Below are 26,941 nucleotides of genomic sequence, written 5' to 3' on the forward strand. Positions count from 1 at the left end.
CGACCCACATACCCCCGAGAAGGACCGCGCATGAAGATCCTCCGCACGATCCCCGAGGTCCGCGAGGCGGTCGGCGAAGCCAGGGCCAAACAAAGAACCGTCGGCCTCGTCCCCACGATGGGCGCGTTCCACGAGGGACACCTCTCCCTCATGCGCCGCGCTCGCCAAGAGAACGACCTCGTCGTCGTCTCCCTCTTCGTCAACCCGACGCAGTTCGCCCCGAACGAAGACCTCAGCACCTACCCGCGCGACGAAGCGCGTGATGCCGCGCAGGCTGAGGCGGAGGGCGTCGACATCCTCTTCGCCCCCGCGCCCGACGAGGTCTATCCGCACGGCTTCGCCACCAGCATCCACGTCGCCGGCATCACCGACGTCCTCGACGGTGCGAGCCGTGGCGCGCACCACTTCGACGGCGTCGCCACCGTCGTCACCAAGCTGTTCGGCATCGTCCGCCCCGACGTCGCCTACTTCGGACAGAAGGATGCTCAGCAGGTCCTGGTCGTGCGGCGCGTGGTGCGCGACCTCGACCTCGACGTCCGCATCGAGGCGTGCCCCATCGTCCGCGAAGTCGACGGGCTCGCCATGAGCTCGCGCAACGTCTACCTCGACCCCGCCGCCCGGCAGCAGGCCACAGCGCTCAATCGCGCCCTCGACGCCGCCCAGGCTCTGCACGATGGAGGAGAGCGGGATGCCGGCAGCATCCGCATCGCCGCGCTGAAAGTGTTCAAGGATGCCGGCATCCACCCCGAGTACCTCGAGCTCCGCGACGCCGAGACCCTCGAGCCCGTCGCTGACACCACGAGAGACACCCTGATCGCCGTCGCCGCCCGTGTCGGCGCCGCTCGACTGATCGACAATCACCTCCTGAAGGGCGACGCCTGATGCTCCGCACCATGCTGAAGTCGAAGATCCACCGCGCCACCGTCACCGGCAGCGACCTCCACTACGTCGGCTCCATCACGATCGACCCCATCCTGCTCGAGGCCTCCGACATCCGCCCGCACGAGCAGGTGCACGTCGTCGACGTCGACAACGGCGCGCGCTTCGTGACCTACGCCCTCGAAGGAGAGCGTGGAACCGGCGTCGTCCAGGTCAACGGCGCCGCCGCGCGCCTTGTGCACACGGGCGACACGATCATCGTCATCTCCTACGCCGACTACTCCCGAGATGACCTTGAAGACTACGAGCCGACCGTCGTGCACGTCGACCGGAGCAACACGATCATCAGGGTCGACGACGCCGTCGGAGAGCTGGTGACAGCGTGAGCGCCCACGCCGCCCCCACGAAGCGCCTCACCCTCGGCGACCTCGCCGCCAAGAAGGCCGCGGGTGAGCGCCTCGTCATGGTCACGGCCTACGACTTCCCGAGCGCGCAGATCGTCGAGGATGCCGGGGTCGACCTCGTTCTCGTCGGCGACTCCGCCGCGATGACAGTGCTCGGCTACGACAGCACCGTGCCCGTCACGGTCGACGAGATGCTCATGCTCACGAAGGCGGTCCGCCGCGGACTCGACCGCCCGCTCCTCGTCGGTGACCTGCCGTTCGGCTCATACGAGGCCTCAGACGCCGAGGCGATCGAGACGGCCCGGCGCTTCGTCAAGGAGGCGGGCGTCGACCTCGTCAAGATCGAGCGCGGCGGCACGACCGTCGACCGCGCCCGCGCGCTCGTGAGCGCCGGCATCCCCGTCGTCGGCCACGTCGGACTCACCCCGCAGACCGCGACCGCCCTCGGCGGCTACCGCGCCCAGGGCCGCACTGCCGAGGCCGCCCTCGCCGTGATCGACGACGCGCTCGCCCTGCAGGCGGCCGGCGTCTCGCTGCTCGTCGTCGAAGCCGTGCCGTCGGAGGTCACCGCGGCGCTCATGCCGCTGCTCGACATCCCCGTGATCGGCATCGGCGCCGGAGCGGATGCCGACGGGCAGGTCCTCGTCTTCCACGACCTCCTCGGCCTCTATCCGGGCAGCGCCGCCAAGTTCGTCAAGCGCTACGCCGACCTCCGCTCTGCCGCCGTAGCGGGCGTCGAAGCCTACGCCGACGAGGTGCGCGAGGGCGTGTACCCGGCGCCGGAGCACGGATACGGGATGCCGGAGGCCGAGGCCCGGCGGCTCGGGGAGCTGCTCGCTGAGCGGTGGGACATCGACAGTCGGAAGTAGGGGTTTTCCCGGTATCTGTTCTTTTCGGCCCCGTTTCGTCCGCGCCCCTTTCTAGGGTGACGGTCATGCAGCTCGGATCCTTCGCAGACATCGTGACCGCTCTGACCGCCGTCGGCGCCCTCATCGCCGCGATACTCGGAGCGAGGCATGCTGCGCGGCTCCTCGACATGGAGGGCAAACGTGATGCGGCGGCAGCCGCGAGGGAGATGCAGAGTCAGGCGAGCACGGTGTTCGCGTGGGTCGCCTCGCGGATCGGTGACGACGCCACGACCTTCGGAGCAGTGGTGGCGAACTCGTCCGAACAGGCGATCTACGACGTCGAAGTGCGGGTGACGGACGCGTATGGCAAGGAGCGCCGGCCGATCGTGCTCACGGTCCTGCCCCCTGGTGCTTACTACCTCGGAGAGAGCAACGAGGCGTACGGGTGGGAGTTCGCGTCTCGGCTGCGCTCGTTCGACGATGAGATCCGTCCTGTCACGAAGTCGAAGAAGCGACGCATCGTCGGTATGACGTTCCGCGACAGCTCCAACCTCCTCTGGGCTCGCGAAGCCGATGGCCTCCTTACGCAGCGCAGTTGACGCATGCCGGTGTTCTGGAATCCATTAGAACATAACTACGAAACTCGCCCTCATCTCTCCTAAAATGGAGGCATGTCGAAGCTGGTCGGTCTGCAGGAGGCGATGTCCCGCCTCGATGAGGCGTGGGCGGATGCCGGCGACTCGACCGACCTGAGTCGAGAGCAGCTTCTCGCCGTGAACGAGGCCCTCGGCGTGGTGCGCAGGCGACTGGATGCCGTGCACGTCGACGTGGCGGCCTCCATCTCGCGGGAGTCGCGCCCTGAACTGGGGGCCGAGGGGCTGGCGAAGCAACAGGGCTTCCGGTCGCCGGCGAAGCTGATCGCCGCAACGGTCGGCGTCTCGACCGGCGACGCGTCGCGGCTGGTCTCGGTGGGTGAGGCGACCGCGCCCCGCACTGACCTGCTGGGGGCTCGTCTCCCCGCGCGCTATCCGCTCGTCCGTGCCGCGCTCGCCGCGGGGGAGATCGGGGCGCAGGCGGCGTCGCTGATCATCGGCCTGCTCGAACGCTGCCGCGTCGCGGCCGGTGCGGAGCGAGTGGCGGAGGGTGAGCGCGTGCTGACCGCGGCGGCCGCAGGGCTCGCGCTCGACGAGGTCCGCACACTCGTCGTGCGCGCCGAAGCGTGGCTCGATCCCGACGGTGTCGAGCCGCGGTCGGACGAGCAGCGCTCACGCCGGTCGCTCACCATGTTCGAGCGCGACGGAATGCTGCATCTCTCCGCGCAACTGGATGCTGAGACCGCGGCGCCGCTCGTCACCGCCATCCGCGGGTACGTCACCGCGGCGTTCGCGGCGCGCAAGGATGCGCCCGACGTCGATGCGCCCGATGTTGACCGGCGGACGATCCCTATGCTTCAGGCTGACGCGCTGTCGGCCGTGTGCGCGCACGTCCTCGGGTGTGAGAACCGACGGCTCCCGCTGGCCGGTGCGACCGTCATCGTGCGGATGACCCTCGACGACCTCGAGTCCGGGACCGGTTCGGCGACGATCGACGGCATCGATCAGCCGATCAGCGTCGGAGCGGCCCGCAGGATGGCCGCTGGTGGCGGAGTCATCCCCTGTGTTCTCGGCGGCGACAGCGAGATCCTCGACTGGGGGCGGGAGAAGCGGCTCTTCACGCGGGCGCAGCGCCTCGCCCTCGTCGAACGCGATGGCGGATGCGCGATGTGCGGCCTCCCGCCGGGAATGACGAAGGCTCATCACATCCGCTGGTGGCGGAGGGACCGAGGTCCGACAGACCTGTCGAACGGTGTGCTGCTCTGCGAGAGCTGTCATCACCGCATCCACGACAACGGGTGGGAGATCCGCATCGACGGTGCGGGGGTCTCGGCGCGGGTGTGGTTCATTCCGCCCGCATACGTCGACGCGTCCCGCACGCCGAGACTGGGCGGGCGCGCGCGGTTCGACATCGCGGCGTGAGGCGGCGCGGGCTCCCCTCGCGCGAACGATCATCACGTGAGCTCTACTTACGCGAACAAACCGCCCGCAGGCTTGCACGGGTGACCGTCACGCGACCGGCACCCGAGCCCCCCAGGGCATCCGTCACACTGGCCGCGCCGGCATCCCACTACTCCCCGCGCCGCACCCGCAGCACGAGCGCCACCACCGCCAGGGCGATCACGACGAGTCCGTAGCCGACGCACACCGGACCGAGCCCGACCACGCCGACCAGGGCGCCGGCGACCACCGCCGGAACGCCGAACGCGAGATAGGCGAGCAGGAAGATCACGGCGAACGTGTCCGCCCGCTCCGTCGCCGGGATGCGCGGAGCCAGCGAAGCGACGACCCCCGAGAACGCGGTGCCGAAGCCCATGCCCGTGATCGCCGTGGCCACGAGATAGAACGGCAGCGACCCCGCCCCGAGCGCCAGGAGAGACAGCGCCGTGCCGGACGCGAGAGCGGCCGTGCCGAAGATCACCGTCGTACGGGGGCGACGCCGCCGCATCGCGAACGCGGTGAGCGCTCCGACCCCGGCGAGCATCGCCACCGAGAGCCCCTGCCAGGTGTGCGCCTCCCCGCCCAGCTCAGTGCGCACGATCGTCGCGCCGAGCGACAGGAACAGTCCGCCGGTCGCCCAGCCGGCGATCACCGCGGGCGCCGCACGCCAGAAATCCGCGCGGATGCCGGCGGGGATCGAGAGCCGGAAGCTCAGAGACGCCCATGCCCCCGGTCGCCGCGGCGCGGTCTCCGGCGCCAGCAGGAACAGCGCCGCCAGCACGACGTACACGACGGTGAGCGGGGCGAACACGTCGAGCAGCGGCTGACCGGTGAGGTCCAGGGCGACTCCAGAGACGAGCGCCCCCAGCGCGAGGCCGATGCCGGGGCTGAGCGCGTTCCACAGTGCGGCGGTGGCCGTCCGTCCACGCGGCGCGAGGTCGAGCACGGCGGCCGACAGTGCGGAGATCAGAATGCCGCTCGCGACGCCCTGCAGCACGCGGGCGAGCACGAGCGCCGTGACGGAGTCGGCATGCCAGAACAGCGCCATACTCGCGGCGAGCAGCAGGAACCCGGCGATCGCTACCGGCCGACGCCCGACATGATCGGAGAGGGACCCCGCGGTGAGCAGCGCGAGCAGCAGGGCGATCGCGTACACGGCGAACACCGCACTGATCACGATCGCGTCGAACCCGATGTCCTGCGCGAGCACCGGGTAGAAGGGCGACGGAGCGCTCGCGCCGATCATCATCGCGATCTGCGCCGCGATCGCGAGCCCGAAACCGAACCGTGCGCGCCGCGGCCCGGCGGGCGAGCGGGTCGCCCCCGGAGTGACGATCGGCTGGGTGATGGTCATGACCTCTCCTGTCGGTTCGAGAATCATCGAACTATCGGAGCGTACTCGCCATCCGTCGATTGTTCAACTATTCTCGAACCATGCCTGGCGACCTCCCGCACCCGGATCGATCCGACATCCGGCTCACCGACGTGCTCTTCGCGCTCAGCGACCCCGAGCGCCTGGCGATCACGCGACAGCTCGCCGACGGCCCTCTCGACATGGCCGCCTGCCACTCCACCGACCCGAACCTGCCGAAGTCGACCAAGTCGCACTTCATGAAGGTGCTCCGTGAAGCGGGTGTCATCCGCAACGAGCCCAACGGGCGCCGGCGCACGCTGACGCTGCGCCGCGACGACCTCGACGAGCTGTTCCCCGGCCTGCTCGACTCCGTGCTGCGCGACTGAGACCTCGGAAGCTAACTGAGCCCTCCGAAAGCCGACGGGCCCCCGGAAGCCCGCGTCCGCGACGGCGCGCCCTAGAGTGACCACATGCCCGTCGAACCCCCGGAATGGACCGAGGTCGAGCTGACCAGCCTCCGCGGCGCGGTCGGTCAGCGCATCATCGCGGCCATGCTCGTCGTGGTCGGTCTCGTCGGCGTGGTCCTGAGCATCCTCGCCGTGCCCGACTGGTGGGTCGTCGTGTCGGTGTTCCTCGTCAGCGTGTTCCTCGGGGTCGTCGGCCTGAGCCTCTGGTTCCACGTGGGTATGAGCGCGGCAGCCACGGTCGAGCTGGTCAGGGTCGGCGCCCCGACCGCCCTCCGCGTGCTGCGATCGGAGGAGATCGCCGACGAGAGCATCGTCTTCCGGCTCTTCCTCCGCCTGCCAGAGGAGGAGCTCGTGGTCGTGCAGCATCAGTGCAGCGAGGGGCAGTGCGTGGAGGCGGGTCGAGCGGCTCCGCACTCCGAGGTTCCCGCGATCCTCGACCCGGTCACGAAGTCGTGGGGCGTCGTGCATGGCCGTCTCGACGTCTGAGATTCCCACCCCACTCCCAGCCTCAACGACATATCGTTGAGTATCGCTACCGATATCGGGAGGTCACCATGAACAACTCATTCCCCTCGAACCCGTTCGCGGGTGCGGGCGCCGGACCGGCATCCGCCCTCTTCGAGGCCATGGAGCAGCTGCGCATCTCGTTCGCGCCCCGACCCAGCGGCGGCTCGCGCATGGCGCGAGGCGACGTCCGCACGGCCGTGCTCTCGCTTCTCGCCGAGAAACCCATGCACGGCTACCAGATCATCAACGAGATCGCCGAGCGCAGCGGCGGCAGCTGGAAGCCCAGCGCCGGCTCGGTCTACCCGACCCTGCAGCTGCTCGCCGACGAGGGCCTCATCACCGCCGAGGAGCAGAACGGCCGCAAGACCTACTCGCTCACGGATGCCGGAGCAGAGGTCGCCGCCGAGGCCACCGAGACCCCCGCGCCGTGGGAGGCCTCAGGACCCCGCGACCACACCCGCTTCAGCGCGCTGCCCAAGGCCGGCGTCGACCTCGCCGCGGCTGCCGCCCAGGTGGGGCGCACGGGGTCGCCCGAGCAGGTCCAGCAGGCCATCGAGGTGCTCGACGAGGCCCGTCGTAGGCTGTACTCGATCCTCGCCCAGGACTGACCGCGTGGCAGTGCGGCCTCCGCTGAGGAGCAGCGAGAGGACGGCGCGATGACGGATGCTGCGGCGCAGGGCGCCCACCGCGCCCGCTACCGCCGCATCCTGTCGTTCGCGGCGCGCGAGTTCCTCGCCATCTGGTGGTTCGAGCTCGTCCTGCCCCGCATCGGGCTGAGCCGGGTGTCCGAGCGCACGCGCGCCGGTCGGATGCAGCGCTTCGCCCGGCGCTTCCACGCCCTCGCGATCGCTCTGGGCGGGCTCATGATCAAGGTCGGGCAGTTCATGTCGTCCCGCCTCGACGTGCTCCCGCCGGAGATCACGAAGGAGCTGGAAGGGCTGCAGGACGAGGTGCCCGCCGTGCCGTTCGCCGACATCCGCGTCGTCGCCGAGGACGAGCTGGGGGTTCCGCTGGAGCGCGCCTACGCGTGGTTCGACGAGAACCCCGTGGCCGCGGCATCCCTCGGCCAGGCGCACCGCGCCCGACTCTCCGACCTCGACGCCGCCGACACCGGCCTCGAGAACGTCGTCGTCAAGGTGCAGCGACCGGGCATCGACGCGATCGTCGCGACCGACCTCGCCGCCCTCCGCCGGGTCGCGCGCTGGCTCACCCGCGTGCGGATCGTCGCCGACCGCGTCGACGCCCCCGGTCTCGTCGAGGAGTTCGCGCAGACGAGCCTCGAGGAGATCGACTACCTGCACGAGGCCGCGAGCGCCGAGAGGTTCCGCGAGAACTTCGCCGAGGACCCCCGCGTCGACACCCCCGAGATCGTCTGGGAGCGCTCCACGCGCCGCGTCCTGACCCTGTCGGACGTCACCGCGATCAAGATCAACGACACCGACGCCCTGCGGACGGCGGGCATCGACCCCTCCGAGGTCGCCGACGTGTTCGCCGAGGTCATGTTCGACCAGGTCTTCACCCACAGCTTCGTGCACGCCGACCCGCACCCCGGCAACATCTTCGTGACCCCGGTGCCGGCATCCGCCGCCGGGGAACGCGGCTTCCGGCTCACCTTCATCGACTTCGGGATGATGGCCGAGGTGCCCGACAGCCTCCGCGACGGGCTGCGCACCCTCCTCATCGCGATCGCCGGGCGCGACAGCCGTGGCCTCGTGAAGGCCGCGCAGGAGATCGGCGTGCTGCTGCCCTCGGCCGACACGGCCGAGCTCGAACGCGCGCTGACCGCCCTGTTCGCGCGTTTCGGCGGCATGGGCTTCGCCGAACTCAGCACGGTCGACCCGCGGGAGTTCCGCGACTTCGCCGACGAGTTCGGCGACATGGTGCGGTCGCTGCCCCTCCAGCTCCCCGAGAACATGCTGCTCCTGATCCGTGCCGTCTCGTTGACGTCGGGCATGTGCAGCAGCCTCGACCCGTCGTTCAACGTGTGGGATGCCGCGGAGCCCTACGCCGGGCGCCTGCTGCGCGACGAGTCCGGGAACCTGATTCAGGACCTCGCGAAGCAGGCCATGCAGAACGCCGCCGTGACCTGGCGGCTGCCGAAGCGGATCGACGACATCATCACGCGCGTCGACGAGGGCAGCGTGACCTTCGACACGTCGCGCCTCGAACGACGGCTCGATCGTCTGGAGGGCATCGCGAGGCGCATCGCCTCCGGCGTGCTGTTCGCGGCGCTGCTCATCGGCGGCGCCCTGCTCGTCCCGTCCGCTCCGCCGCTGGGGATCACTCTCGTCTGCGTGTCGGTGCTCCCGCTGCTGCACTCGCTGTTCGCGGGCGTGGGTCGGCGCGGGCCGCGCTAGTCCGTCCTGGGCGTCGCGCGACGGTCAGGTGTGCGAGGGGGCGGCGTCGTCCGCGATGTCCGCGACCGGAGTCATCGGCTCTCTGGGCATCTCGGCCGCCGCGGTGATCCGCGCCGCCATGCCCGCGAAGATGAAGCCGTGGAACGGCAGCACGGCCAGCCAGTACAGCCGCCCGCCCAGTCCGCGGGGGAAGAAAACGGCCCGCTGCTCGTACCTCGCCCGATCCCCCTCCGGCACCGCCCGCAGCTCCAGCCAGGCGTCGCCGGGCACCTTCATCTCGGCGCGCAGGCGCAGGAGGCTCCCGGCATCCGCATGCTCGACGGCCTCGACGCGCCAGAAGTCGATCGCGTCGCCGACCCTCGCGGCGCTGCGGCTGCGGCGTCCTCGTTGAAGCCCGACTCCGCCCACGAGCCGGTCCATCCACCCGCGCACGGCCCAGAGCAGCGGCGACGAGTACCACCCGTTCTCCCCGCCGATGCCGACGATGACGCGCCACAGGTCGGCGGCCGAGGCGTCGGTCTCGACGGTGCGCGCGTCGGTGAACACCGTGCGGCCGGCCCAGTCGGGGTCGCTCGGCAGCGGGTCGCTCGGGGCGCCGGACACCTCCGCATCCTGCCAGCTGGTCTCCACGCTGTCGGCGTCGAGCCGGCCCAGCGCGAGCGAGACGGCCTGGCGGTAGGGCGTGAGCCCGCCCGACGGGAGCGGGATGATCTCGTCCACCGCCCTGTCCTTCACGACGCACTCGTTCTGCAGCGATGCGACGAGCGGCCGCGCGATCGCGCGGGGCACCGGGGTGACGAGGTTCACCCAGTGCGAGGCGAGCCCCGGCGTGAGCACGGGCAGCGCGGCGATCGCCCGCTGCGAGAGTCCGGCCTCGACGGCATAGCCGTTCATCATCTGTCCGTAACGCAGCACGTCGGGTCCGCCGATGTCGACGGCGCGATTGACGTCGGCATCCACGCGGGCCGCCCCGAGGAGGTAGTGCAGCACGTCGCGCACCGCGATCGGCTGGATGCGGTTGCGCACCCACTTCGGCGCCGGCATGTACGGCAGCACCTCGGTCAGGTGCCGGATCATCTCGAAGGATGCCGAGCCGGAGCCGATCACCACGCCCGCCTGCAGCACGAGCGTCGGCACGCCGGACGCCAGGAGGATCTCTCCGACGCGCACGCGGGAGCGCAGGTGCGGGGAGAGCGCGACGTCGGCGGGATGCAGCCCGCCCAGGTACACGATGCGGTGCACGCCTGCGGCCGCCGCGGCCTCGGCGACGGTCTCCGCCGCCCTCTCGTCCGCCTCCTCGAAGCCCTTGCCCGCGCTCATCGAGTGGATCAGGTAGTAGACGACGTCGACATCGCGCACGGCGTCGGCGACGGCATCCGCGTCGTCGGCTGAGCCCTCGACGATCTCGCAGTCGGCTCCCCAGGGGAAGGATGCCGCCCGCGCTGCGTCGCGCGCGAGGATGCGCACGCGGTATCCGGCGTTCAGGAGTCGCGGGGTGAGGCGTCCGCCGATGTAGCCGGTCGCGCCGAGCACCAGCGCGCGCGGCGGGGTGCCGTCGTCGCGCGGGAGGGCGCGCAGTGCGTCTTCGTGTCCGGTGGGCTGGGTGAGCTCGGCCATGCTCCGAGCGTAGGCGCGTGGTGCTCGAGGTCACAGCGGGTTGCGCGAACGCTCCGGACGTGAGACGGGGCCGTCGAACAAGTGCAACTCCAGGGTTGCGTTAGTGGGGAGTATGTGCAACTCTTGAGTTGCAGGTGAACGGCGATCCGGCCGCACCCCCGGGAAAGGAACCATGATGGTCAACATGACTGAGAACCCCGCATCCGTCGTCGACGAGGAGACGTTCTCGGTGCGGCGCACGATCCGCATCGCGGCATCCGTCGACAAGGTCTGGCGCGCCGTGACCGAACCGGAGCACATCTCGCGCTGGTTCGGCCGCACGGTGCTCGACGGCGCCGGCGTCGGAGCGACCGGCACGATGACGTTCCCCGACTACGGGGCGATCCCGCTGCGCGTCGAGGCCTGCGACGAGCCGAACCTCATCGCCTACCGCTGGGGCAACGACGACGCGCAGGATGCACGACCTGAGGTGCTCGACCCCGAGACCTCGACGGTCTTCACGTTCACGCTGGAGCCGATCGACGGCGGCACGCAGCTCACCGTCGTCGAGAGCGGCTTCGAGCGCACGTCGGCCCCGCTCGAGAACCTCGAGAGCCACCGCACCGGCTGGGACTCCGAGCTGGACAAGCTCGTCGCCCTGGTCGAAGGTGAAGTGTGACCGCGGACACTCTGATCCCCATGTTCGCCGCTCTCGCAGACGAGACGCGGTGGAGCATCCTGACGGCTCTCGGCGAGGGGGATGCCTCGGCATCCGCCCTCGCCGGGCGCCTGCCGGTGAGCCGTCAGGCCATCGCGAAGCACCTGGTGGTCCTGCAGGAGGTCGGCCTCGTCGAGCCGATCCCGGTCGGGCGCGAGGTGCGCTTCCGGGTGATCGGCGCCGAGCTCGCCGTGACCGCCGCGAAGCTCGACGCCATCGGCCGGGACTGGGACCGCCGCCTCGCCGCGATCAAGGAGATCGCCGAAGGGCTGTGAGCCGTCTGGTTCGGGTCGGCGCGTTCCGGCCTGCGTCGAGAATCGGTGGGGCTGCGCGCCGGATAGCCGTCGCGCCCGCATTCGCTTTCGCAGAACTTCTTGACACGGCATCCGTCGTCGCATAACGTACAACCAAATGGTTGTACAAAGAGAACTCAGCGAAGCGGAGGTCGACCGTGTGTTCCACGCACTGGCGACGGCGACCCGGCGCGACATCCTGCGCCGGACGATCGAGCGGGAGCAGTCCGTCTCGACCCTCGCCTCCGAATACGAGATGTCCTTCGCCGCGGTGCAGAAGCACGTGTCCGTGCTCGAAGCGGCGAACCTCATCGTCAAGCGCGCCGATGGGCGCGAGCGGCTCGTCCGCGCGAACCCCGAGATGATCGCCCGCGCCAGGGCGCTCCTCGCCCGATACGAAGAGCTGTGGCGGTCGCGCATCGCCCGGCTCGACGACCTGCTGGCCGAAGCGCCTGCGGGTCGAGCAGACAACGCCACCGACAACGAACGAAGAGAAGAAGGAGAGTGACATGCCTGTCACCGACGTCATCACCGATGCCGAGAACCTGACGATGACCGTCGTCGCCGATTTCGCGGCGCCGATCGAGCGGGTCTGGGCCGCGTACAGCGAGCCGCGCCAGCTCGAGCGCTTCTGGGGTCCTCCCGGATGGCCGGCGACCTTCACCGCCTGGGACCACACGGTCGGAGGCAAGGCCAACTACACGATGAACGGCCCCCGCGGCGAGAAGGCCTCTGGTACGTGGGAGTTCCTGCGCATCGACGCCCCGCACGGCTTCGAGGTGCTCGATGCCTTCGCCGACGAGGAGGGCACGCCCGACTCCGACCTGCCCTCGATGCGGATGGTCTTCACGTTCGAGCCCTCCGAGGTGGGGACGCGCATGGTCACCACCAGCCACTTCGCGTCTGCCGATGCGCTGGAGCAGGTCGTGTCGATGGGCGCGGTCGAGGGCACGAAGATGGCGATGGCCCAGCTCGACGCCGTGCTGCAGGACCTCCGCGACTACGCGCAGGGCAAGGGCACCCGCACCGAGCTCATCGACGACACGCACGTGCGCATCACCCGGCTCGTCGAGGGTCCGCGCGAGCTGGTCTGGCGCGCACACCACGAGGCCGAACTCATGAAGCAGTGGCTGCTCGGACCCGACGGGTGGGAGATGACCGAGTGCGTGGTCGCGACCGCGCCCGGGGACACGTACCGCACCTCGTGGGCGCCGGTGGGTGACACCGAAGGCCAGCCCTTCGGATTCGAGGGGGAGGCGCTGCTCGTCGACGCCCCTCGCCGCGCGGTCACCACGGAACGCATGACCGGGATGCCGACGGAGACGCTCAACGACCTCAACCTCTACGAAGAGGACGGCGCGACGCTCATCACCCTCCTCATCGAGTACCCCGACAAGGAGACGCGCGACATGATCCTCGCCACCGGCATGACCGACGGCATGGAAGCCTCGTACGCCCGCCTGGAGCGGGAGCTGCTCGCCGTCTGAGCGTTCACAACTCCTCAAGAAGAGGCCGGATCCCGCGGGAGCCGGCCTTTTCTGCGCCGTCGGCCGTGATTCGTGAGGAGTTGTGAACGCCGTGTCGACGCACGGCTCAGATCAGGCGGCGCAGCGCCTCTTCGAGGGTGACGCCCTGCGCGTCGGCGAGGTCGGCGAGACGCGCGTGCTCATCGCCGCTGAGCGTGAGGCGCAGCTCGATCGGGTCGTCTGCGGGAGCATCGTCGAGACCGTCGAAGAGGTCGGAGGCTTCGGCCCACAGCGGCTCGGCGGGAAGGTCGGCGGGAGGCGCGACGGGGGCGACGAATGCAGCAGTAGGTGCAGCGGCGGGGGAGGGAGAGTCCGCCCTCGCGTCGTCGGCCGGAGCGAGCCAGTCCCGGTCGGGCTGCGTCGCCATGGGGGCATCGACATCCGCCGCGCCCCGCGTGAAACCGGGGCCGCGGTTCGGCTCCTGCTTCGCCTGGTACGCCTTGGCCGCGCCGTTCGCACGCTCGTCCGCCGCTTCGTTCAGGGGGTGCCCCGCGTGGCCCTTGACCCACTCGAACGTCACGTCGCGGCCTCGCATGGCCTCGTCGAGCGCCTCCATCAGGTCGCGGTTCAGCACGGGTCCGCCGTCGGACTTGCGCCATCCCTTGCGCTTCCAGCCCGGCATCCACTTGGTGATCGAGTCGATCACGTACTTGCTGTCGCACTCGATCACCAGCTTCTCGGAGGTGCCGGCCGTGGCGCGCAGCAGCTCCAGCACGGCCTGCAGCTCTCCCTGGTTGTTCGTGCCGTGCGGTGAGCCGCCGGCGGCCCAGTTCGCGTCGTCGATGTACCAGGCCCAGCCGTTCGGGCCGGGGTTGCCCAGGGCGGAGCCGTCTGCGGCGGCGGTGATCGTCATCCCTCCACCGTAGCCGCGGTCGGCGACACCGCCCGGCGGCGGGCGGTGTCAGAACCCCGTCAGTCCTTCGGTTCGCCCGTCTCGTCGGCTCCGGCCTCCGGCAGCACCGGCGCGACGGGGAAGACGATCGAGGTCACCTGCCCCTCGAACCCCAGCGACAGCGGGTCGGCCGAGGGCACGGCGTCGAGCACATCGGCCGCATCGCGATCGAGCGGTTCGGAGGGGAGGACCCACTGGTTCTCCTCTTCCTCTGGACGGTGCTGGAAAAGTCCCATATCCCTATTGTGCGCCGCTCAGGATGCCGTGGGGGCGGCGCGCCGGAACGTGAAGTACCCCGACACCGCGCCGTGGTTGACCACGCCGGTTCCCGTGCTCAGGACGCGGTTCGAGGTCGTCGCCCCGGACTCGATGAAGGTGTACCCCGTGTGCTCGAGCCTCCACCCGATCCGCTCGACCTGCCCGAGGAAGTACCCGATGCTCTCGTTCACGGCCAGGCCGTTGTCTGCCGAACCCCATGACGACGTCTGCCCGGTCAGACGCCCGATCTCCACGTGCAGATGCAGGAGCACGTCGCCCCTGGTCTGCGCATCCTGGGCGAGTGACAGCAGCCGCGTGGCTTCATCCGGTGTGAGCATGGTTCCCCCTGGGTCGACGTGGGTTCAGCGTAGTCACTCCGCCGACGCTGCCCGCACGGCGTCGACCAGCGCGCGCCACGGACCGTCGAGCGCCGCGTCGGGCAGCTCCTGCTCCCGCCGCTCGGACGGGGTGCGGGCGCGAATGCTCCACACGAAGCGGTCGGCGCCCTCCGTGTCAGAGGGCGTTGCGTCCCAGGGGCAGCGATCGATGAGGGCGATCCAGTCCCCTGCGTCCTCGGGGGCGGCGGTCACCCGCCAGCGGCGACGGATGCCGGCGATGCCGCCGGTGCGCACGACCGCGATGACGACGATGTCGTCGTCAGTCTGCGTGCGCTCCTCGGCCGGAGGAGGGGTCTCGCTCATCCTCCAAGACTCCCACGGTCGTCCAGGCGCGTCGAGCGGCTGCCGCCGTCGCGTCGTCGATCGCGGACGCCGCGGTGATCGTCGCCTCCGCGAACTGCGCGAACGTGGCGGTGCTCGACAGTCCTCCGGTCAGAGCGCGGTACCAGGTCAGGCCCGCGCCCTCCCAGGCGTTGCCGCCGAGCTCGCGGGCGAACAGGGCGAAGGCGCGGTTCGGGATGCCGGAGTTGATGTGCACCCCGCCGTTGTCTTCCGTCGTGCGCACGAATCCGCTCATGTGGTCGGGCTGCGGATCCTTGCCGAGCTCGTCGTCGTCGTAGGCCGTGCCGGGGTGCAGCATGGAGCGCAGAGCCTCGCCCTCGACCGCATCCGTGAAGATCTCCGCGCCGATCAGCCACGTGGCCTGGGCCGCCGTCTGCCCGAGCAGGTACTGCTCGGTGAGCGCGCCGAAGACGTCGGCGATCGACTCGTTCAGCGCGCCGGGCTGGCCCTGGTACTCGAGGTTCGCGGTGTGCTGCACGACGCCGTGCGCGAGCTCGTGCCCGATCACGGTGGTCGACGCCGTGAAGCCCGTGAAGACCTCTCCGTCACCGTCGCCGAAGACCATGCGCTCGCCGTCCCAGAAGGCGTTGTCGTAGTCGACGCCGTAGTGCACGCTCGCGTCGAGCGGCGCCCCGGCGTCGTCGAGGGAGTTGCGCGAGAACGCGGCGAGCAGCAGCTCGAAGGTGGCGCCGAGCCCGTCGAACGCCTGGTTCACGGCGGCGTCATCGACCGGCGGATCGTCTTCGCTGCGCACCAGGATGCCGGGGAGCTTCTGCGTGTTGCCGGCGTCGCTGATGGTGCGGTTCGGCGCATCGGACAGCTGCGCCACGAGGTCGCCGTTCTCGTCGATCGACAGGTCGATGCGCGCGCGGAACGGCGGGCGCCCCGCGGTCAGCGTCTGTCGCGCGGCGGCCGCTGCGTGCGGGAACCGCCCCGACTCGGCCAGGCGCGCGAGCAGGTAGGAGGGAACGACTCCGGGGGATGCTGTGCGGCTGCTCATGCCCCGACCCTACGCCGGAGGTGCGACGTTCGCCCGGGGCATCCGCAGGGTGTGGCGTGTCGTCTCGCTCCGCTCTCTCAACGACCGGGAGCGGGGTTGTGCATGACGTCACGAGATGATCTCGATGCCCCGGGGAAGAGGGGTGTCTCTTGACACATCTGCGTTCTGTATACAGAATACGAGTATGCCCCGAGGGGTTCCCGACACGATCTTCCGATGACGAAAGAGGTAGCGAGATGGCACGAGCGAAGGTGACGCGGTATCTGGCAGTGGGGGCCGCCGGAGCCCTGGTCCTGGGGCTCGCCGCGTGCAGCGGCGGAGGCGGAGGCGGGGGCGTCTCGGCAGACGGCACCGCGACCGTCGTGTGGTCCACGTGGGGCACGGCCGACGAACTCACCCGCTACGAGGAGTTCAACAAGGACTTCATGAAGCGGCATCCCGACATCAAGGTCAAGCTGCAGCCGGTCGCCAGCTACGGCGACTACCACTCCAAGCTGCTCGCGCAGCTCACCAGCAACACCGCCCCCGACGTCTTCTACGTCGGCGACGACAAGATCGGCCAGTTCGTCGACTCGAAGCGCCTGATGCCGCTGAACGACCTCATGGACTCGAAGGACAGCAAGACCAAGAAGGACGACTTCTTCCCCGGCCTCTTCGGCGCCGCCGAGAAGGACGGCGAGACCTACGCCGCCCCGAACGACTCCAACCCCGACGTGTTCTGGTACGACAAGCAGGCTCTCGCCACCGCCGGCATCACCGAGGACCCCGCGACGCTCGCCGAGAACGGGGAGTGGACGACCGACAAGTTCCTCGAGATGAACGCCAAGCTCCACGACGCCGGCCTCACCGGCACGATGTACTGGAACTACTGGGCGACCCACTGGAGCTGGCTCTCCTCGCAGGGCGTCGACGCGCCCTACAGCGACTCCGGGGAGTTCACGGCGAACAAGGACTCCGCCGCGGTCGACGCGATGCAGCAGTTCGGCGACCTGTTCCAGGACGGCACCTTCGTGGTCGCCGACAGCCTGCCGGACGGCGCCGGAGCGGACAGCGTGTTCGTGACCCACAAGGCCGGCTTCTTCGTGCAGGGCCGGTACACGATCGGCACCGTGAAGGCGACCGGAGAGGAGGCGAGCTACGACATCGCGCCGTGGCCGACCCCCGACGGCACGGCCGCCCCGACCGGCGTCGCCACGTCGTTCCTCGCGATCAACGGCAAGACCAAGGTGAAGGACGCGGCGTTCACGTTCTGGACCGAGTTCCTCTCGGCCGAGGGGCAGACCTTCCGCCTGCAGGGCGGCGGCAACGCGGTCCCGTCGATCAAGGGCGCCGACGACGTCGTGCTCGAAGACGGCTACCCGGCGCACGCCCAGACCTTCCTCGACATGCGCGACATCGGCTTCGAGGACTACCCCGCCGAGGCGGCCGTCCCCGGCCTGCCGGTCGACATCGCCGACGAGCTCCTCAAGCTCTACGAGGGCAAGGAAGACGCGAAGGCCGCGCTCGACAACGTCGCGAGCCTCGTCAAGGATCGGTCGGAGAAGTAGGAGTGTCCACGCTCACCGACAACGGACGGATGCCGCAGGCCACCCCTGCGGCATCCGCCCTGCCCCTGCGCAAGGAGGCGGCCTGGCGCCGGCGCGACCGCCGCTGGGGCTACGTCTTCGTCGGCCCTCAGCTGATCGGCATGGGGCTGTTCGTCGTGCTGCCGTTCCTGGGGAGCATGGTGCTCGCCTTCGCCTCGTGGGACGGGCTGAGCGACCTCGAATGGGTGGGCTTCGCCAACTTCGCCGACCAGCTGTCCGACCCGCTGCTCGGACGCGCCATCCTCAACACTCTCCTCATCGCGATCATCACGGTGCCCATCGGGCTCGCGCTCGCGGTGATCGTCGCGATCGCTCTGGAGAAGCTCAAGACCCGCACGCTGTACCTCGTGCTGTTCTTCGCGCCGGTGGTCACGTCGACCGTCGCGGTCGCGATGATCTGGCAGCAGATGTTCCGCGCAGACGGCGTGCTCTCCACCGCGATCTCGAAGATCTTCGGCATCGCACCCCCCGACTGGCTGCAGGATCCGAAGCTCGCCCTCCTCGCCGTCTGCATCGTCACCATCTGGTCGTCGATGGGCCTCAACGTGGTGATCTTCCTCGCCGGTCTGCAGAACATCTCACCCTCTGTCATCGAGGCCGCCCGCATCGACGGGGCGGGCCCGTGGCGGCTGTTCACCAGCATCCGCCTCCCGCTGCTCTCGCCCATCGTGTTCTTCTCGTCGATCGTCGCCTTCATCTCGTCGCTGCAGACCTTCGACACCGTCTACGTGCTCGTGCAGAACGCGGGACCCGACAACGCGACCCGCACGATCGTGTTCCACATCTTCGATCTCGGCTTCACGAAGTTCGAGTTCGGCCTGTCGAGCGCGGCTAGCGTGATCCTGCTGCTCATCACCCTCGTGATCACGGGCATCCAGTTCGCCGCGCAGAAGAAGTTCGTCCACTACGAGGATGACCCGGCATGACCTCCCAGACCCCCTCCCTCACCCGGCAGGCCCCTCCGACGGGGTCGACGGTCGCGCTCACCGCTCCGGGCTACCGCTCGCGCGGACGCGGCGGACCCGGCGCCGACCGCGCCCGCCGTCGGATCGGCGCGACCCTGCTGCACGTGGTGCTCGCCGTCGCGGGCATCGCGATGGTCTTCCCGTTCATCTGGATGCTGCTGACGTCGTTCAAGTCGCTGTCGCAGCTCCTGAAGAACCCGCTGCAGTTCCTCCCCGACCCGTGGACGTTCGACAACTACACGACGGCGTGGAACGCGGTGCCGTTCGGGCAGGCGTACCTCAACAGCGCGTACATCGCCGTCCTCGTGGTCGTCGGCACGCTGCTGACCTCCGCGATGGCGGGGTACGCGTTCGCCCGCATCCGGTTCCGCGGCAGCAGGATCCTCTTCGTCGTGTTCCTCGCGACGCAGATGATCCCCAAGCAGGTGACGCTCATCCCGTTCTACCTGCTGATGTCGCAGCTCGGCTGGGTCGACTCGCACCTCGCGCTGATCGTCCCCGGCATGATGGCGAACCCCTTCGCGGTGTTCCTCATGAGGCAGTTCGTCCTCGCGCTTCCGCGGGAGCTCGAGGAGGCGGCCCTCGTCGACGGCGCCGGACGCTGGCGCACCTTCTGGAGCGTCGTGCTGCCCAACCTCAAGCCGGGCCTCGCCGCGCTCAGCATCATCGTCGCCCTCGACGTGTGGAACTCGTTCCTGTTCCCGCTGGTGCTACTGAACACGCCCGATCTCTTCACCGTGCCGCTGCTGCTGCAGGCGTTCCAGAGCCAGCAGGGCTCGGTCAACTACGGGCTCGTGATGGCGGCGTCCGCGATCGCCACCGTGCCGATGCTGATCGTGTTCGTGATCGGTCAGCGCAAGATCCTGAACAGCATGGCCGCCTCGGGCCTCGGGGGACGATGACATGACGGATGCCGCCGACCTGGCCGCCCTCGCCGGCCGCCATCTCGACCTCGTCTCCGCGCCCTTCACCCTGCCGCGTTCGCGCGTGCTCGTGTTCCGCGCGGAGCACGGGGACGGCGTGCGCGTGCACACATCGGAGTACGAGAAGCGGCTGTCGGAGTGCCGGGTGCTGGACGCGGTCGTCGTGACGGATGCCGAGGGCGCGGTGCTTCCGGTGGCCGACGTGCTGCCTGGGCGCGTGCGGTTCGAGGGCGACGCCACGCTCACCTTCGACGGCCCATCGGCGTTGAGCCTCGGCGGAGCGCCGGGCGTGCGCGTGCGTCTGGTGCGGCCGGACGGCTCCGTCGAGGAGCATCCGCTGGGCGACGGCATCCGGCTGCGCATCGCGGCCGACCGCACCGTCTCCGTGGAGAGCGGGGGCCACGCTGCCGCGCTCGCGGCCACGGCATCCGTCTGGGACAAGTGGTTCGCGAAGTGCCCTGTGGCGCGCGACGACCTGCAGGAGATGACCGCGTTCTGCTGGTGGGTGCTCGGAGCGAACATCGTCGAGCTGCCGTCTCTGGGCGATGCCCGCGCGATCGTCCCGTCGAAGATCGGCTACGTGGGTCTGTGGCAGTGGGACGCCTACTTCATCGCGGTCGGCCTGCGTCACGGCGACCCGGAGCTGGCGCGCGAGCAGCTCGACCTCGCGTTCCGGTTCCCGCAGCCCGATGGGCAGCTGCCCGACGTCGTGCACGAGCTCGGGGTGCTCGCGACGAGCGATGACCTGCCCGAGAGCGATCGCGCGAACCTGCGCCGCGCGGGGTCGCAGATCGCCGACCCGAGCGCGCCGGTGCCGCTGACCAAGCCTCCGCTCGCGGCCTGGGCGCTGCGCACGGTGCTCGCGGTGCAGGACGACCCCGACTACGCGCGCACCCAGCTCGCCCGTGTCATCCGCTCGCAGGACTGGTGGTTCGCGGGCAGCGACCTCGATCACGACGGGATGCCGGAGTACGGGCATCCCTACTCCTCCGGCCTCGACGACAGCCCCATCTTCGACGGACCGCTGCCGACGGCGGCTCCCGACCTCGGCGCCTATCTCGTGCGGCAGGACCTCGAGATCGCGGCGCTCCTGGAGCGGTACGAGCCCGGCGTCGATGTCACGCGCTTCCGCGAGCGCGCGGCCCGCACGCAGGAGCTCCTGCTGACGATGTGGTCGTCGGAGGAGAGCCGGTTCCTCGCGTACGGCGGTGGGGCGATCCCCGGAGCGCTCGGCGCCCCTGGCGGCGAGGTGCTGCACAGCGACACGGTCGTCGGACTCCTTCCGCTGCTCACCGGCACGCTCCCGGCCCCCGTCTCCGAGGCGCTGCGCGCGGCCGTCGACGATCCGTCCCGGTTCGCCCTGGAGTGGGGCCTGCCCACCGTGGCGGCATCCGACCCCGACTTCTCGCCGGAGCGGATGTGGCGGGGACCGATCTGGGTGAACACGAGCGTGCTCGTGGCCGAGGGGCTCGAGGCCTCCGGGTACCCGGAGCGCGCGCGGGAGCTGCGCGAGCAGACCGTCGCCCTCGTGATCCACGGCGGCGGCCCGCACGAGTACTTCAACCCGCACACAGGGCTCAAGGCCGAGCGGGCGACCACGGCGTTCGGCTGGTCGGCTGCGCTGTTCGTCGACCTCGCCGTCCGCCTGTCGGGCTAGACTCAGCGCTCCCGTCGCAGAAGATCCCGCCATGACGTCGCCATTCCGGGATCTTTCGCGACGGGAGCGCGGATGCCGGGCTACGCCGTGAAGTACGAGCTCGACGCGTTGTCGAGGATGCGCTGCATGCCGTGCGTCCAGTTCAGCTTGAGGGCGCTGACGGCGGCGGGGACGTCACCGGCGGCGAGCTGCGTCGCGATCTCGGCGTGCTCCGCGGCGACGCGTTCGACCTTGACGTCTTCCGGCACGAGCAGCGACTCGTACCGGTGGAAGGAGCTGCGCACGCTCTCGATCACGTCGAGGAGCCGCTGGTTCGGGCATGCCGACAGCATGAGGCTGTGCCACTCATCGTCCTTGGTGATGACGAGCTGGTGCTCGACGAGCTCGTCGGCGAACGCGTCGGCCATCTCCTTGAGCCGCGCGCCGATGGCCTGCAGCTCGTCGAGCGGACTGAGCTCGAGGGCCAGGCTCTCGAGAGCCGCCATGACGGGGGCGAGGTCGCGGAACTCCGAGGCGCTGAGCGGCACGAATCGGAAGCCTTTGCCGTTCTCGCTCTCGATCTGCCCCTCGGACTCCAGTGCGATCAGTGCTTCGCGCAGGGGCGTGCGGCTGACGCCGAGCTCGGCGGCGAGCTGCACCTCGTTGATGCCCTCGCCGGGCTGGACGAGACCGGCCCGCATCCGCGTCAGGAGCTCCTCGCGGACCTGCGAGCGCAGGTTCTTGCGTTCGATGGCCATGGATGGCATCCCCCTTCTGCGTCGCCCCTGCCCGTCAGCCTATGGGTTGACGGCTCCGGTACGACGATCTACTGTGGTGTATACAGAATACAGCGGACAGGGGAATTGCACCAGAGTCCGCCGCAGATGACTCAGAGAGGAGCCCTCGTGCCCGCATCCGACCAGCCGATCCGACGCGTCCGCATCGACGCTCTCGCCTACGGCGGCGACTACAACCCCGACCAGTGGTCGGAGGAGACGTGGCATGAGGACATCCGCCTGATGCGCGAGGCCGGCGTGAACATGGTCAGCCTGCCGATCTTCAGCTGGCCGCAGCTGGAGCCGGAGCCCGGCGTCTACGACTGGGGATGGCTCGACCGCATCATCGACCTGCTCCACGAGGCCGGCATCCGCATCGACCTGGCCACCGCCACAGCGACGCCGCCCTCCTGGCTGCTGCGCGCCCACCCCGAGATGGCGCCCTGGGATGCCGACGGGCACCGGCTGGAGTTCGGCTCCCGCCAGACGTACTGCCCCTCGTCTCCCGTCTGGCGCGAGAACGTCGCACGGATGACGCGGGCCATGGCCGAGCGCTACGGCGAGCACCCCGGGCTCGCCCTGTGGCACATCTCGAACGAGTACGGCGACCACACCTCGCGCTGCTGGTGCCCCGAGTCGGCAGCGCACTTCCGCCGCTGGCTGGAGGACCGCTACGGCGACCTCGACGGACTCAACGAGGCGTGGGGCGTGAACGTGTGGGGTCAGCGCTACACCTCCTGGGACCACATCGAGACCCCGAAGAAGGCGCCGGGGCCGATCAACCCCACCAAGCTCCTCGACTTCGAGCGGTTCTCCTCCGACGCCCTCCTGGAGCTGTTCCAGATCGAGATCGACGTGCTGCGCGAGGTCACCCCCGACATCGCCGTGACGACGAACTTCATGAGCATGTTCCGCGACCTCGACTACTGGGACTTCGCCGCGGCGGAGGACGTCGTGACCGACGACGCCTACCCCGAACCCGCCGACCCGACCTCGCACGTCGGCGCCGCCCTGAACTACGGGCTCATGCGCTCGCTCAAGGGCGGACAGCCGTGGCTGCTGCTGGAGTCGTCGGCATCCGCCACCAGCTGGCGTGACGTCAACGTGCCCAAGGCGCCAGGCAAGATCCGCGTCGAGAGCCTGCAGGCCGTTGCGCACGGGTCGGATGCGGTGATGTTCTTCCAGTGGCGCCAGGCCAAGTACGGCCAGGAGAAGTTCCACTCGTCGATGCTCGGCCACCGCGGCGAGAAGTCACGCAGCTTCCAGGAGACCAGGGCGCTCGGACTCGAGCTGAAGAAGCTGGAGCCCGTGCGCGGCACCCGCGTGCGCTCCCGGGTCGCGCTCGTCGTCGACTGGGATTCCTGGTGGGGCTCCAGCGCCCTCGAATCCCTCCCCTCACAGCGCCTCCAGTGGGCGCAGCAGGCCCGGGCCTGGCACCGCGCGCTCCACACGCTCGGCCAGCCGACGGATGCCGTTCGCGCCACGGGACCGTTCGACGACTACGACGTGGTCGTGGTGCCGAACCTCTACATCATCGAGCAGCCGCAGGCCGATGCGCTCCGCGCCTTCGTCGAGCGCGGAGGGCACCTCGTGGTCGGCCCCTTCTCGGGTGTCGTCGACGCGACGGAGAAGGTGCACGACGGCGGCGCGCCAGGCCTGCTGCGCGACCTCCTCGGCGTCGAGGTCGACGAGCAGTGGCCGATCGCCGACGGACTGACCGAGACGGTCGACTACGCCGGCGAGACGCTCACGGCGCCCAGCTGGAGCGAATGGATCGAGGCGGATGCCGACGTCGAGGTGCGCGGTGCGTACTCCTCCGGCGAGCTCGCCGGGCTCCCCGCCGTGACCCGGCGCCCGGTCGGAGCCGGCGCGGCCTGGTACCTCAGCGCCATGCTCGAGCACGACAGCATGCTGCCGGTGTTCCGCGACGTGCTGATCGGCGCCGGCCTCCCCGCCCGCGACGACACCGATGTGGACGTCGAGGTCGTCACCCGCGCCGACGAGACCACCGACTACACGTTCTACCTGAACCACGGGCAGAGTCCGGTGGCGTTTGCGCTCCCCGGAGACGCGACCGACCTGCTCACCGGCATCCGCCACTCCGGCCGCCTCGACCTCGGCCGCTACGGCGTCGCCGTGCTCGCGGCGCCCCGTGCAGAGACCATCCCCTTCTCCACCCTCATCCCGACCGCGAAGGAGGACGCATGACCGAGCCGTTCGTGCATCCGTACATCCCCAACACGGCGCCGGAGTCGCGGGCCGCGATGCTCGCCGCCGTCGGCGCCGCCGACGTCTCCGAGTTCTACGCCGACGTGCCGGAGTCCCTGCGCCTCGGCCGCCCGCTCGACCTGCCGGCGCCGCTCGTGGCGGAGCAGGATCTCGCGCGTCACGTGCGCGGGCTGCTCGCCAGGAACCGCTCCACGCAGGAGCGCCTGAGCTTCCTCGGCGCCGGCGTCTACAACCACTACGTGCCGGCCGTCGTCGACGAGGTCATCGGCCGCAGCGAGTTCCTCACCGCATACGCCGGTGAGCCCTACGAGGACCACGGCCGCTTCCAGGCGCTGTTCCAGTACCAGTCGCTGATGGCCGAGCTGCTGGAGATGGACGTCGTGAACGTCCCCACCTACGACGGCTACCAGGCCACCGCGACCGGCCTCACGATGTCGGGACGCATCACCGGGCGGCCCCGCGTGCTCGTCGTCAGCGACGTGCTGCCGGCGAAGCTGTCGAAGGTGCACGACTACGTCCGCGCGCACCTCACCCTCGACCACGTGCCCACCGTGAACGGCACGGCCGACGTCACCGCGATCCGCGCCGCGCTCGGCGACGACGTCGCGGCGGTCTGGGTCGAGACGCCCAGCGTCACGGGCGCCGTCGAGGCCTCGCTGCAGGAGATCGCGGATGCCGCGCACGCCGCCGGCGCCGTGGTCGTCGTCGGCACCGACCCGATCGGCTACGGCATCCTCACCCCGCCGTCGCTGCACGGCGCCGACATCGTCACCGGCGACATCCAGTCGCTCGGCCTGCACCAGTGGTTCGGCGGCGCCCACGGCGGATTCATCGCCGTGCACGACGACCCGACGTTCGTGATGGAGATGCCCTCGCGGCTCTTCGGACTGGAGTCCACCGACGTCCCAGGCGAGTACGGATTCGGCGACGTCGCCTACGACCGCACCTCCTTCGCCCACCGCGAAGACGGCAAGGAGTGGGTCGGCACGGCCGCCGCCCTCTGGGGCATCGCCGCCGGCGTCTACCTCGCCCTCATGGGCCCCGCCGGCATGGCCGAGCTCGGCGAGACCCTCCTCGCCCGCACCCGCTACGCGCAGCAGACGCTCGCCGCGATCCCCGGCGTCGAGCTCGACGACGACGCCGTGCACCTGCGCGAGTTCACCGTGACCCTGCCGGTCCCGGCATCCGATGTCGTCTCCGCACTGCGTGCGAAGGGCATCGAGCCCGGCGTCGTCGTGGGCGAGCGCCGCCTGCTGGTGTGCGTCACCGAGCTCACCACCCAGGCCGACATCGACACCCTGGCCGCGGCGCTCGCCGAGGTCACCGCATCCGCCACCGCATCCGCCACCGTCATCGAGGAGTCGAAGTGACCCTTCCCGTCGCCCCGAAGCCCGCGCTGCGGCGCTTCCAGCAGGCCCGCTGGGACGAGCCGATCATCTTCGAGCTGTCCACCCCGGGCGAGCGCGGAGTGCTCGTCTCGCAGGTCGAGCCCGGCATCCGCGAGGCCGTCGGAGACGTGGTCGCGGAGCTCCCGGCATCCCTGCGTCGCCCGTCGGCCGCGAAGCTCCCCGAGATGGGCCAGATGCGCGTGCTCAAGCACTACCTGCGGCTGTCGCAGGAGAACCTCGGCGCCGACTTCAACGTCGACATCGGCCAGGGCACGTGCACCATGAAGTACGCGCCCAAGATCAACGACCAGCTCGCCGGCGCCCCGCAGATCACCGCGATGCACCCGCATCAGGACCCGGCCGACGCCCAGGGCGTGCTGGAGATCCTCTGGCAGCTGGAGCGGATGCTCGCCGAGATCTCCGGCATGGACGAGGTCTCCCTGCACACCCAGGGCGGATCCGCCGCGATCTGGTCGAACATCGCCATGATCCGCAGATTCCACGAGGCCAACGGCGAGGGCGAGCAGCGCCGCGAGGTCATCACCACGATCTTCAGCCACCCGTCGAACGCGGCGGCCGCGAAGGCCGCGGGCTACGAGGTCATCACGGTCTACCCGGATGCCGACGGCTACCCCTCGCTCGACGCGCTGAAGGCCGCGCTGTCCCCCCGCACGGCGGCGATCATGGTCACCAACCCTGAGGACACCGGCATCTACAACCCGGCCATCCGCGAGTGGGTGGATGCCGCGCACGCCGTGGGCGCCCTCGCCTCCTACGACCAGGCCAACGCCAACGGCATCCTCGGGATCACCCGCGCCCGCGACGCCGGCTTCGACGTGTGCCACTTCAACCTGCACAAGACCTTCGGCACGCCGCACGGCTGCGGCGGACCTGGTTCCGGCGCCAACGCGGTCTCGGCGGCGCTCGCGCCCTTCCTCCCCGGACCTCGTGTGGTGCGGGAGGACGACGGGACGTTCGCCGTCGCCGAGGCGGGCGAGCAGTCCATCGGCGCGGTGGCCCCGTTCTACGGCGTCATCCCCGCGCTCGTGAAGGCGTACTCGTGGATCATGGCGCTCGGCGCCCCCGGTCTGCTCGCCGCCGCCGAGACCGCGGTGCTGAACAACAACTACCTGATGTCGCTCGTGCTGGCGATCCCCGGGGCCTCCGCCCCCTATGCCACCGGCCGCCGCCGCATCGAGCAGGTGCGCTACTCGTGGGAAGAGCTGTTCGAGGAGACCGGCGTCTCGTCGGAGGAGATCGGCGTCCGCATGACCGACTTCGGGATGCACTACTGGACGAGCCACCACCCCTACGTGGTGCCGCAGCCGTTCACGCTCGAACCCACGGAGTCGTACTCGAAGGCGGAGCTGGAGGAGTACGCGGCCACGCTCGCCGAGGTGGCGCGCGAGGCCAGGGAGACCCCGGAGGTCGTGCGCACGGCCCCGCACAACCAGACCGTGCACCACACGCATCACGACGACCTCGACGACCCCGAGCGCTGGGCCATCACCTGGCGGGCGTACCAGCGCAAGTATGCGGCGGAGCTGGCCGCGCAGGCCTGACGCG

28 protein-coding genes are annotated in these 26,941 nt (G+C 70.0%); 20 read left to right on the forward strand and 8 right to left on the reverse strand.

All coding sequences use genetic code 11. From position 1 onward, the window contains the following. Positions 1 to 30 precede the first annotated feature (30 nt). The 5 genes from panC to CQ047_RS04580 all read left to right on the forward strand — a co-directional run bounded on the left by panC (position 31) and on the right by CQ047_RS04580 (position 4,146). Positions 31 to 882: a pantoate--beta-alanine ligase gene (panC, locus tag CQ047_RS04560; protein WP_105673105.1), complete on the forward strand. Its 852-nt coding sequence runs from the start codon at positions 31 to 33 to the stop codon at positions 880 to 882. A gap of 11 nt (positions 883 to 893) precedes the next feature. Further along, positions 894 to 1,265: an aspartate 1-decarboxylase gene (gene panD, locus CQ047_RS04565; RefSeq protein WP_308737039.1), complete on the forward strand. Its 372-nt coding sequence runs from the start codon at positions 894 to 896 to the stop codon at positions 1,263 to 1,265. After that, positions 1,262 to 2,152, forward strand: coding sequence for a 3-methyl-2-oxobutanoate hydroxymethyltransferase (gene panB / locus CQ047_RS04570; RefSeq protein ID WP_105673107.1), 891 nt, complete (start codon positions 1,262 to 1,264; stop codon positions 2,150 to 2,152). Before panD ends, panB begins: the two co-directional genes overlap by 4 nt. A 65-nt stretch (positions 2,153 to 2,217) precedes the next feature. Then, positions 2,218 to 2,730: a hypothetical protein gene (locus CQ047_RS04575; RefSeq protein ID WP_105673108.1), complete on the forward strand. Its 513-nt coding sequence runs from the start codon at positions 2,218 to 2,220 to the stop codon at positions 2,728 to 2,730. Between the two features lie 72 nt (positions 2,731 to 2,802). Further along, entirely contained in the window at positions 2,803 to 4,146 is a 1,344-nt protein-coding gene (locus CQ047_RS04580) for an HNH endonuclease signature motif containing protein (RefSeq protein WP_258132479.1), read from the forward strand. Between the two features lie 148 nt (positions 4,147 to 4,294). Here the strand turns inward: CQ047_RS04580 and CQ047_RS04585 are convergent, their stop codons facing one another. Then, on the reverse strand, positions 4,295 to 5,518 hold the full coding sequence (locus CQ047_RS04585; RefSeq protein ID WP_105673109.1) for an MFS transporter: 1,224 nt from the start codon (positions 5,516 to 5,518) through the stop codon (positions 4,295 to 4,297). Between the two features lie 80 nt (positions 5,519 to 5,598). Between CQ047_RS04585 and CQ047_RS04590 the strand changes: the two genes are divergently transcribed. The 4 genes from CQ047_RS04590 (at position 5,599) to CQ047_RS04605 (ending at position 8,849) form a co-directional block, all read left to right on the forward strand. Next, positions 5,599 to 5,904: a helix-turn-helix transcriptional regulator gene (locus CQ047_RS04590; protein ID WP_105673110.1), complete on the forward strand. Its 306-nt coding sequence runs from the start codon at positions 5,599 to 5,601 to the stop codon at positions 5,902 to 5,904. Positions 5,905 to 5,988: 84 nt separating this feature from the next. After that, entirely contained in the window at positions 5,989 to 6,471 is a 483-nt protein-coding gene (locus tag CQ047_RS04595; RefSeq protein WP_105673111.1) for a hypothetical protein, read from the forward strand. A gap of 68 nt (positions 6,472 to 6,539) precedes the next feature. Beyond that, a complete protein-coding gene (locus CQ047_RS04600; protein WP_105673112.1) occupies positions 6,540 to 7,100 on the forward strand; it encodes a PadR family transcriptional regulator in 561 nt (186 codons plus the stop codon). Positions 7,101 to 7,148: 48 nt separating this feature from the next. Beyond that, entirely contained in the window at positions 7,149 to 8,849 is a 1,701-nt protein-coding gene (locus CQ047_RS04605) for an AarF/ABC1/UbiB kinase family protein (protein ID WP_105673113.1), read from the forward strand. A gap of 24 nt (positions 8,850 to 8,873) precedes the next feature. Here the strand turns inward: CQ047_RS04605 and CQ047_RS04610 are convergent, their stop codons facing one another. Beyond that, on the reverse strand, positions 8,874 to 10,466 hold the full coding sequence (locus CQ047_RS04610) for an SDR family oxidoreductase (RefSeq protein WP_105673114.1): 1,593 nt from the start codon (positions 10,464 to 10,466) through the stop codon (positions 8,874 to 8,876). 184 nt (positions 10,467 to 10,650) lie between these two features. Here CQ047_RS04610 and CQ047_RS04615 point away from each other — a divergent pair, with 184 nt between their 5' ends. The 4 genes from CQ047_RS04615 to CQ047_RS04630 all read left to right on the forward strand — a co-directional run bounded on the left by CQ047_RS04615 (position 10,651) and on the right by CQ047_RS04630 (position 12,943). Then, positions 10,651 to 11,124, forward strand: a complete 474-nt coding sequence (locus CQ047_RS04615) for an SRPBCC family protein (RefSeq protein ID WP_223587328.1) — start codon at positions 10,651 to 10,653, stop codon at positions 11,122 to 11,124. Next, positions 11,121 to 11,438 carry a helix-turn-helix domain-containing protein gene (locus CQ047_RS04620; RefSeq protein WP_258132480.1) on the forward strand — a complete coding sequence of 106 codons (318 nt, stop codon included), beginning with the start codon at positions 11,121 to 11,123 and terminating at the stop codon, positions 11,436 to 11,438. Before CQ047_RS04615 ends, CQ047_RS04620 begins: the two co-directional genes overlap by 4 nt. Before the next feature lie 136 nt (positions 11,439 to 11,574). Beyond that, complete coding sequence (locus tag CQ047_RS04625) at positions 11,575 to 11,964, forward strand: helix-turn-helix transcriptional regulator (protein WP_105673116.1); 390 nt, start codon at positions 11,575 to 11,577, stop codon at positions 11,962 to 11,964. Between the two features lies 1 nt (position 11,965). Beyond that, the gene (locus tag CQ047_RS04630) at positions 11,966 to 12,943 is read left to right on the forward strand and encodes an SRPBCC family protein (RefSeq protein ID WP_105673117.1); all 978 of its coding nucleotides are present in this window, start codon (positions 11,966 to 11,968) and stop codon (positions 12,941 to 12,943) included. Positions 12,944 to 13,049: 106 nt separating this feature from the next. On the opposite strand, the gene CQ047_RS04635 is transcribed toward CQ047_RS04630, so the two are convergent. Genes CQ047_RS04635 through CQ047_RS04655 form a run of 5 tightly spaced genes read right to left on the reverse strand, consistent with a single transcriptional unit; the run spans position 13,050 to position 15,872 of the window. Further along, positions 13,050 to 13,835 carry a ribonuclease H gene (locus CQ047_RS04635; RefSeq protein WP_105673118.1) on the reverse strand — a complete coding sequence of 262 codons (786 nt, stop codon included), beginning with the start codon at positions 13,833 to 13,835 and terminating at the stop codon, positions 13,050 to 13,052. 59 nt (positions 13,836 to 13,894) lie between these two features. Continuing rightward, complete coding sequence (locus CQ047_RS04640; protein WP_105673119.1) at positions 13,895 to 14,110, reverse strand: hypothetical protein; 216 nt, start codon at positions 14,108 to 14,110, stop codon at positions 13,895 to 13,897. Between the two features lie 18 nt (positions 14,111 to 14,128). Then, complete coding sequence (locus CQ047_RS04645; protein ID WP_105673120.1) at positions 14,129 to 14,470, reverse strand: hypothetical protein; 342 nt, start codon at positions 14,468 to 14,470, stop codon at positions 14,129 to 14,131. 33 nt (positions 14,471 to 14,503) lie between these two features. Then, positions 14,504 to 14,833: a protealysin inhibitor emfourin gene (locus CQ047_RS04650; RefSeq protein WP_105673121.1), complete on the reverse strand. Its 330-nt coding sequence runs from the start codon at positions 14,831 to 14,833 to the stop codon at positions 14,504 to 14,506. After that, positions 14,790 to 15,872: a M4 family metallopeptidase gene (locus CQ047_RS04655; protein ID WP_105673122.1), complete on the reverse strand. Its 1,083-nt coding sequence runs from the start codon at positions 15,870 to 15,872 to the stop codon at positions 14,790 to 14,792. The genes CQ047_RS04650 and CQ047_RS04655 overlap by 44 nt, the downstream gene beginning before the upstream one ends. Before the next feature lie 236 nt (positions 15,873 to 16,108). Here CQ047_RS04655 and CQ047_RS04660 point away from each other — a divergent pair, with 236 nt between their 5' ends. The 4 genes from CQ047_RS04660 to CQ047_RS04675 are packed head-to-tail and all read left to right on the forward strand — an operon-like array spanning position 16,109 to position 21,003. Further along, positions 16,109 to 17,419 carry an ABC transporter substrate-binding protein gene (locus CQ047_RS04660; RefSeq protein ID WP_105673123.1) on the forward strand — a complete coding sequence of 437 codons (1,311 nt, stop codon included), beginning with the start codon at positions 16,109 to 16,111 and terminating at the stop codon, positions 17,417 to 17,419. A gap of 2 nt (positions 17,420 to 17,421) precedes the next feature. Next, the gene (locus CQ047_RS04665) at positions 17,422 to 18,384 is read left to right on the forward strand and encodes a carbohydrate ABC transporter permease (RefSeq protein WP_105673124.1); all 963 of its coding nucleotides are present in this window, start codon (positions 17,422 to 17,424) and stop codon (positions 18,382 to 18,384) included. Then, positions 18,381 to 19,325, forward strand: a complete 945-nt coding sequence (locus CQ047_RS04670) for a carbohydrate ABC transporter permease (RefSeq protein WP_105673125.1) — start codon at positions 18,381 to 18,383, stop codon at positions 19,323 to 19,325. Before CQ047_RS04665 ends, CQ047_RS04670 begins: the two co-directional genes overlap by 4 nt. 1 nt (position 19,326) lies before the next feature. Next, entirely contained in the window at positions 19,327 to 21,003 is a 1,677-nt protein-coding gene (locus tag CQ047_RS04675; protein WP_105673126.1) for an amylo-alpha-1,6-glucosidase, read from the forward strand. Positions 21,004 to 21,083: 80 nt separating this feature from the next. Here the strand turns inward: CQ047_RS04675 and CQ047_RS04680 are convergent, their stop codons facing one another. Further along, complete coding sequence (locus tag CQ047_RS04680; protein ID WP_105673127.1) at positions 21,084 to 21,740, reverse strand: GntR family transcriptional regulator; 657 nt, start codon at positions 21,738 to 21,740, stop codon at positions 21,084 to 21,086. 147 nt (positions 21,741 to 21,887) lie between these two features. Between CQ047_RS04680 and CQ047_RS04685 the strand changes: the two genes are divergently transcribed. Genes CQ047_RS04685 through gcvPB form a run of 3 tightly spaced genes read left to right on the forward strand, consistent with a single transcriptional unit; the run spans position 21,888 to position 26,937 of the window. Next, positions 21,888 to 23,966 (forward strand): beta-galactosidase, encoded by a 2,079-nt coding sequence (locus CQ047_RS04685; protein ID WP_223587306.1) that lies wholly within the window; start codon positions 21,888 to 21,890, stop codon positions 23,964 to 23,966. Continuing rightward, positions 23,963 to 25,357: an aminomethyl-transferring glycine dehydrogenase subunit GcvPA gene (gcvPA, locus tag CQ047_RS04690; RefSeq protein WP_105673129.1), complete on the forward strand. Its 1,395-nt coding sequence runs from the start codon at positions 23,963 to 23,965 to the stop codon at positions 25,355 to 25,357. The genes CQ047_RS04685 and gcvPA overlap by 4 nt, the downstream gene beginning before the upstream one ends. Continuing rightward, positions 25,354 to 26,937, forward strand: a complete 1,584-nt coding sequence (gene gcvPB / locus CQ047_RS04695) for an aminomethyl-transferring glycine dehydrogenase subunit GcvPB (RefSeq protein WP_105673130.1) — start codon at positions 25,354 to 25,356, stop codon at positions 26,935 to 26,937. The genes gcvPA and gcvPB overlap by 4 nt, the downstream gene beginning before the upstream one ends. Positions 26,938 to 26,941: the final 4 nt, after the last annotated feature.

Source organism: Microbacterium sp. MYb72, assembly GCF_002979415.1.
In the GTDB taxonomy this organism is placed as follows: domain Bacteria; phylum Actinomycetota; class Actinomycetes; order Actinomycetales; family Microbacteriaceae; genus Microbacterium; species Microbacterium natoriense.

Bases quoted from the DNA above. Each gene is read 5' to 3' on its own strand.
- panC (WP_105673105.1), top strand. From the start codon at position 31: ATGAAGATCCTCCGCACGATCCCCGAGGTCCGCGAGGCGGTCGGCGAA.
- panD (WP_308737039.1), top strand. From the start codon at position 894: ATGCTGAAGTCGAAGATCCACCGCGCCACCGTCACCGGCAGCGACCTC.
- CQ047_RS04575 (WP_105673108.1), top strand. From the start codon at position 2,218: ATGCAGCTCGGATCCTTCGCAGACATCGTGACCGCTCTGACCGCCGTC.
- CQ047_RS04580 (WP_258132479.1), top strand. From the start codon at position 2,803: ATGTCGAAGCTGGTCGGTCTGCAGGAGGCGATGTCCCGCCTCGATGAG.
- CQ047_RS04585 (WP_105673109.1), bottom strand. From the start codon at position 5,518: ATGACCATCACCCAGCCGATCGTCACTCCGGGGGCGACCCGCTCGCCC.
- CQ047_RS04590 (WP_105673110.1), top strand. From the start codon at position 5,599: ATGCCTGGCGACCTCCCGCACCCGGATCGATCCGACATCCGGCTCACC.
- CQ047_RS04595 (WP_105673111.1), top strand. From the start codon at position 5,989: ATGCCCGTCGAACCCCCGGAATGGACCGAGGTCGAGCTGACCAGCCTC.
- CQ047_RS04600 (WP_105673112.1), top strand. From the start codon at position 6,540: ATGAACAACTCATTCCCCTCGAACCCGTTCGCGGGTGCGGGCGCCGGA.
- CQ047_RS04605 (WP_105673113.1), top strand. From the start codon at position 7,149: ATGACGGATGCTGCGGCGCAGGGCGCCCACCGCGCCCGCTACCGCCGC.
- CQ047_RS04610 (WP_105673114.1), bottom strand. From the start codon at position 10,466: ATGGCCGAGCTCACCCAGCCCACCGGACACGAAGACGCACTGCGCGCC.
- CQ047_RS04615 (WP_223587328.1), top strand. From the start codon at position 10,651: ATGACTGAGAACCCCGCATCCGTCGTCGACGAGGAGACGTTCTCGGTG.
- CQ047_RS04625 (WP_105673116.1), top strand. From the start codon at position 11,575: ATGGTTGTACAAAGAGAACTCAGCGAAGCGGAGGTCGACCGTGTGTTC.
- CQ047_RS04630 (WP_105673117.1), top strand. From the start codon at position 11,966: ATGCCTGTCACCGACGTCATCACCGATGCCGAGAACCTGACGATGACC.
- CQ047_RS04635 (WP_105673118.1), bottom strand. From the start codon at position 13,835: ATGACGATCACCGCCGCCGCAGACGGCTCCGCCCTGGGCAACCCCGGC.
- CQ047_RS04640 (WP_105673119.1), bottom strand. From the start codon at position 14,110: ATGGGACTTTTCCAGCACCGTCCAGAGGAAGAGGAGAACCAGTGGGTC.
- CQ047_RS04645 (WP_105673120.1), bottom strand. From the start codon at position 14,470: ATGCTCACACCGGATGAAGCCACGCGGCTGCTGTCACTCGCCCAGGAT.
- CQ047_RS04650 (WP_105673121.1), bottom strand. From the start codon at position 14,833: ATGAGCGAGACCCCTCCTCCGGCCGAGGAGCGCACGCAGACTGACGAC.
- CQ047_RS04655 (WP_105673122.1), bottom strand. From the start codon at position 15,872: ATGAGCAGCCGCACAGCATCCCCCGGAGTCGTTCCCTCCTACCTGCTC.
- CQ047_RS04660 (WP_105673123.1), top strand. From the start codon at position 16,109: ATGGCACGAGCGAAGGTGACGCGGTATCTGGCAGTGGGGGCCGCCGGA.
- CQ047_RS04670 (WP_105673125.1), top strand. From the start codon at position 18,381: ATGACCTCCCAGACCCCCTCCCTCACCCGGCAGGCCCCTCCGACGGGG.
- CQ047_RS04675 (WP_105673126.1), top strand. From the start codon at position 19,327: ATGACGGATGCCGCCGACCTGGCCGCCCTCGCCGGCCGCCATCTCGAC.
- CQ047_RS04680 (WP_105673127.1), bottom strand. From the start codon at position 21,740: ATGGCCATCGAACGCAAGAACCTGCGCTCGCAGGTCCGCGAGGAGCTC.
- gcvPA (WP_105673129.1), top strand. From the start codon at position 23,963: ATGACCGAGCCGTTCGTGCATCCGTACATCCCCAACACGGCGCCGGAG.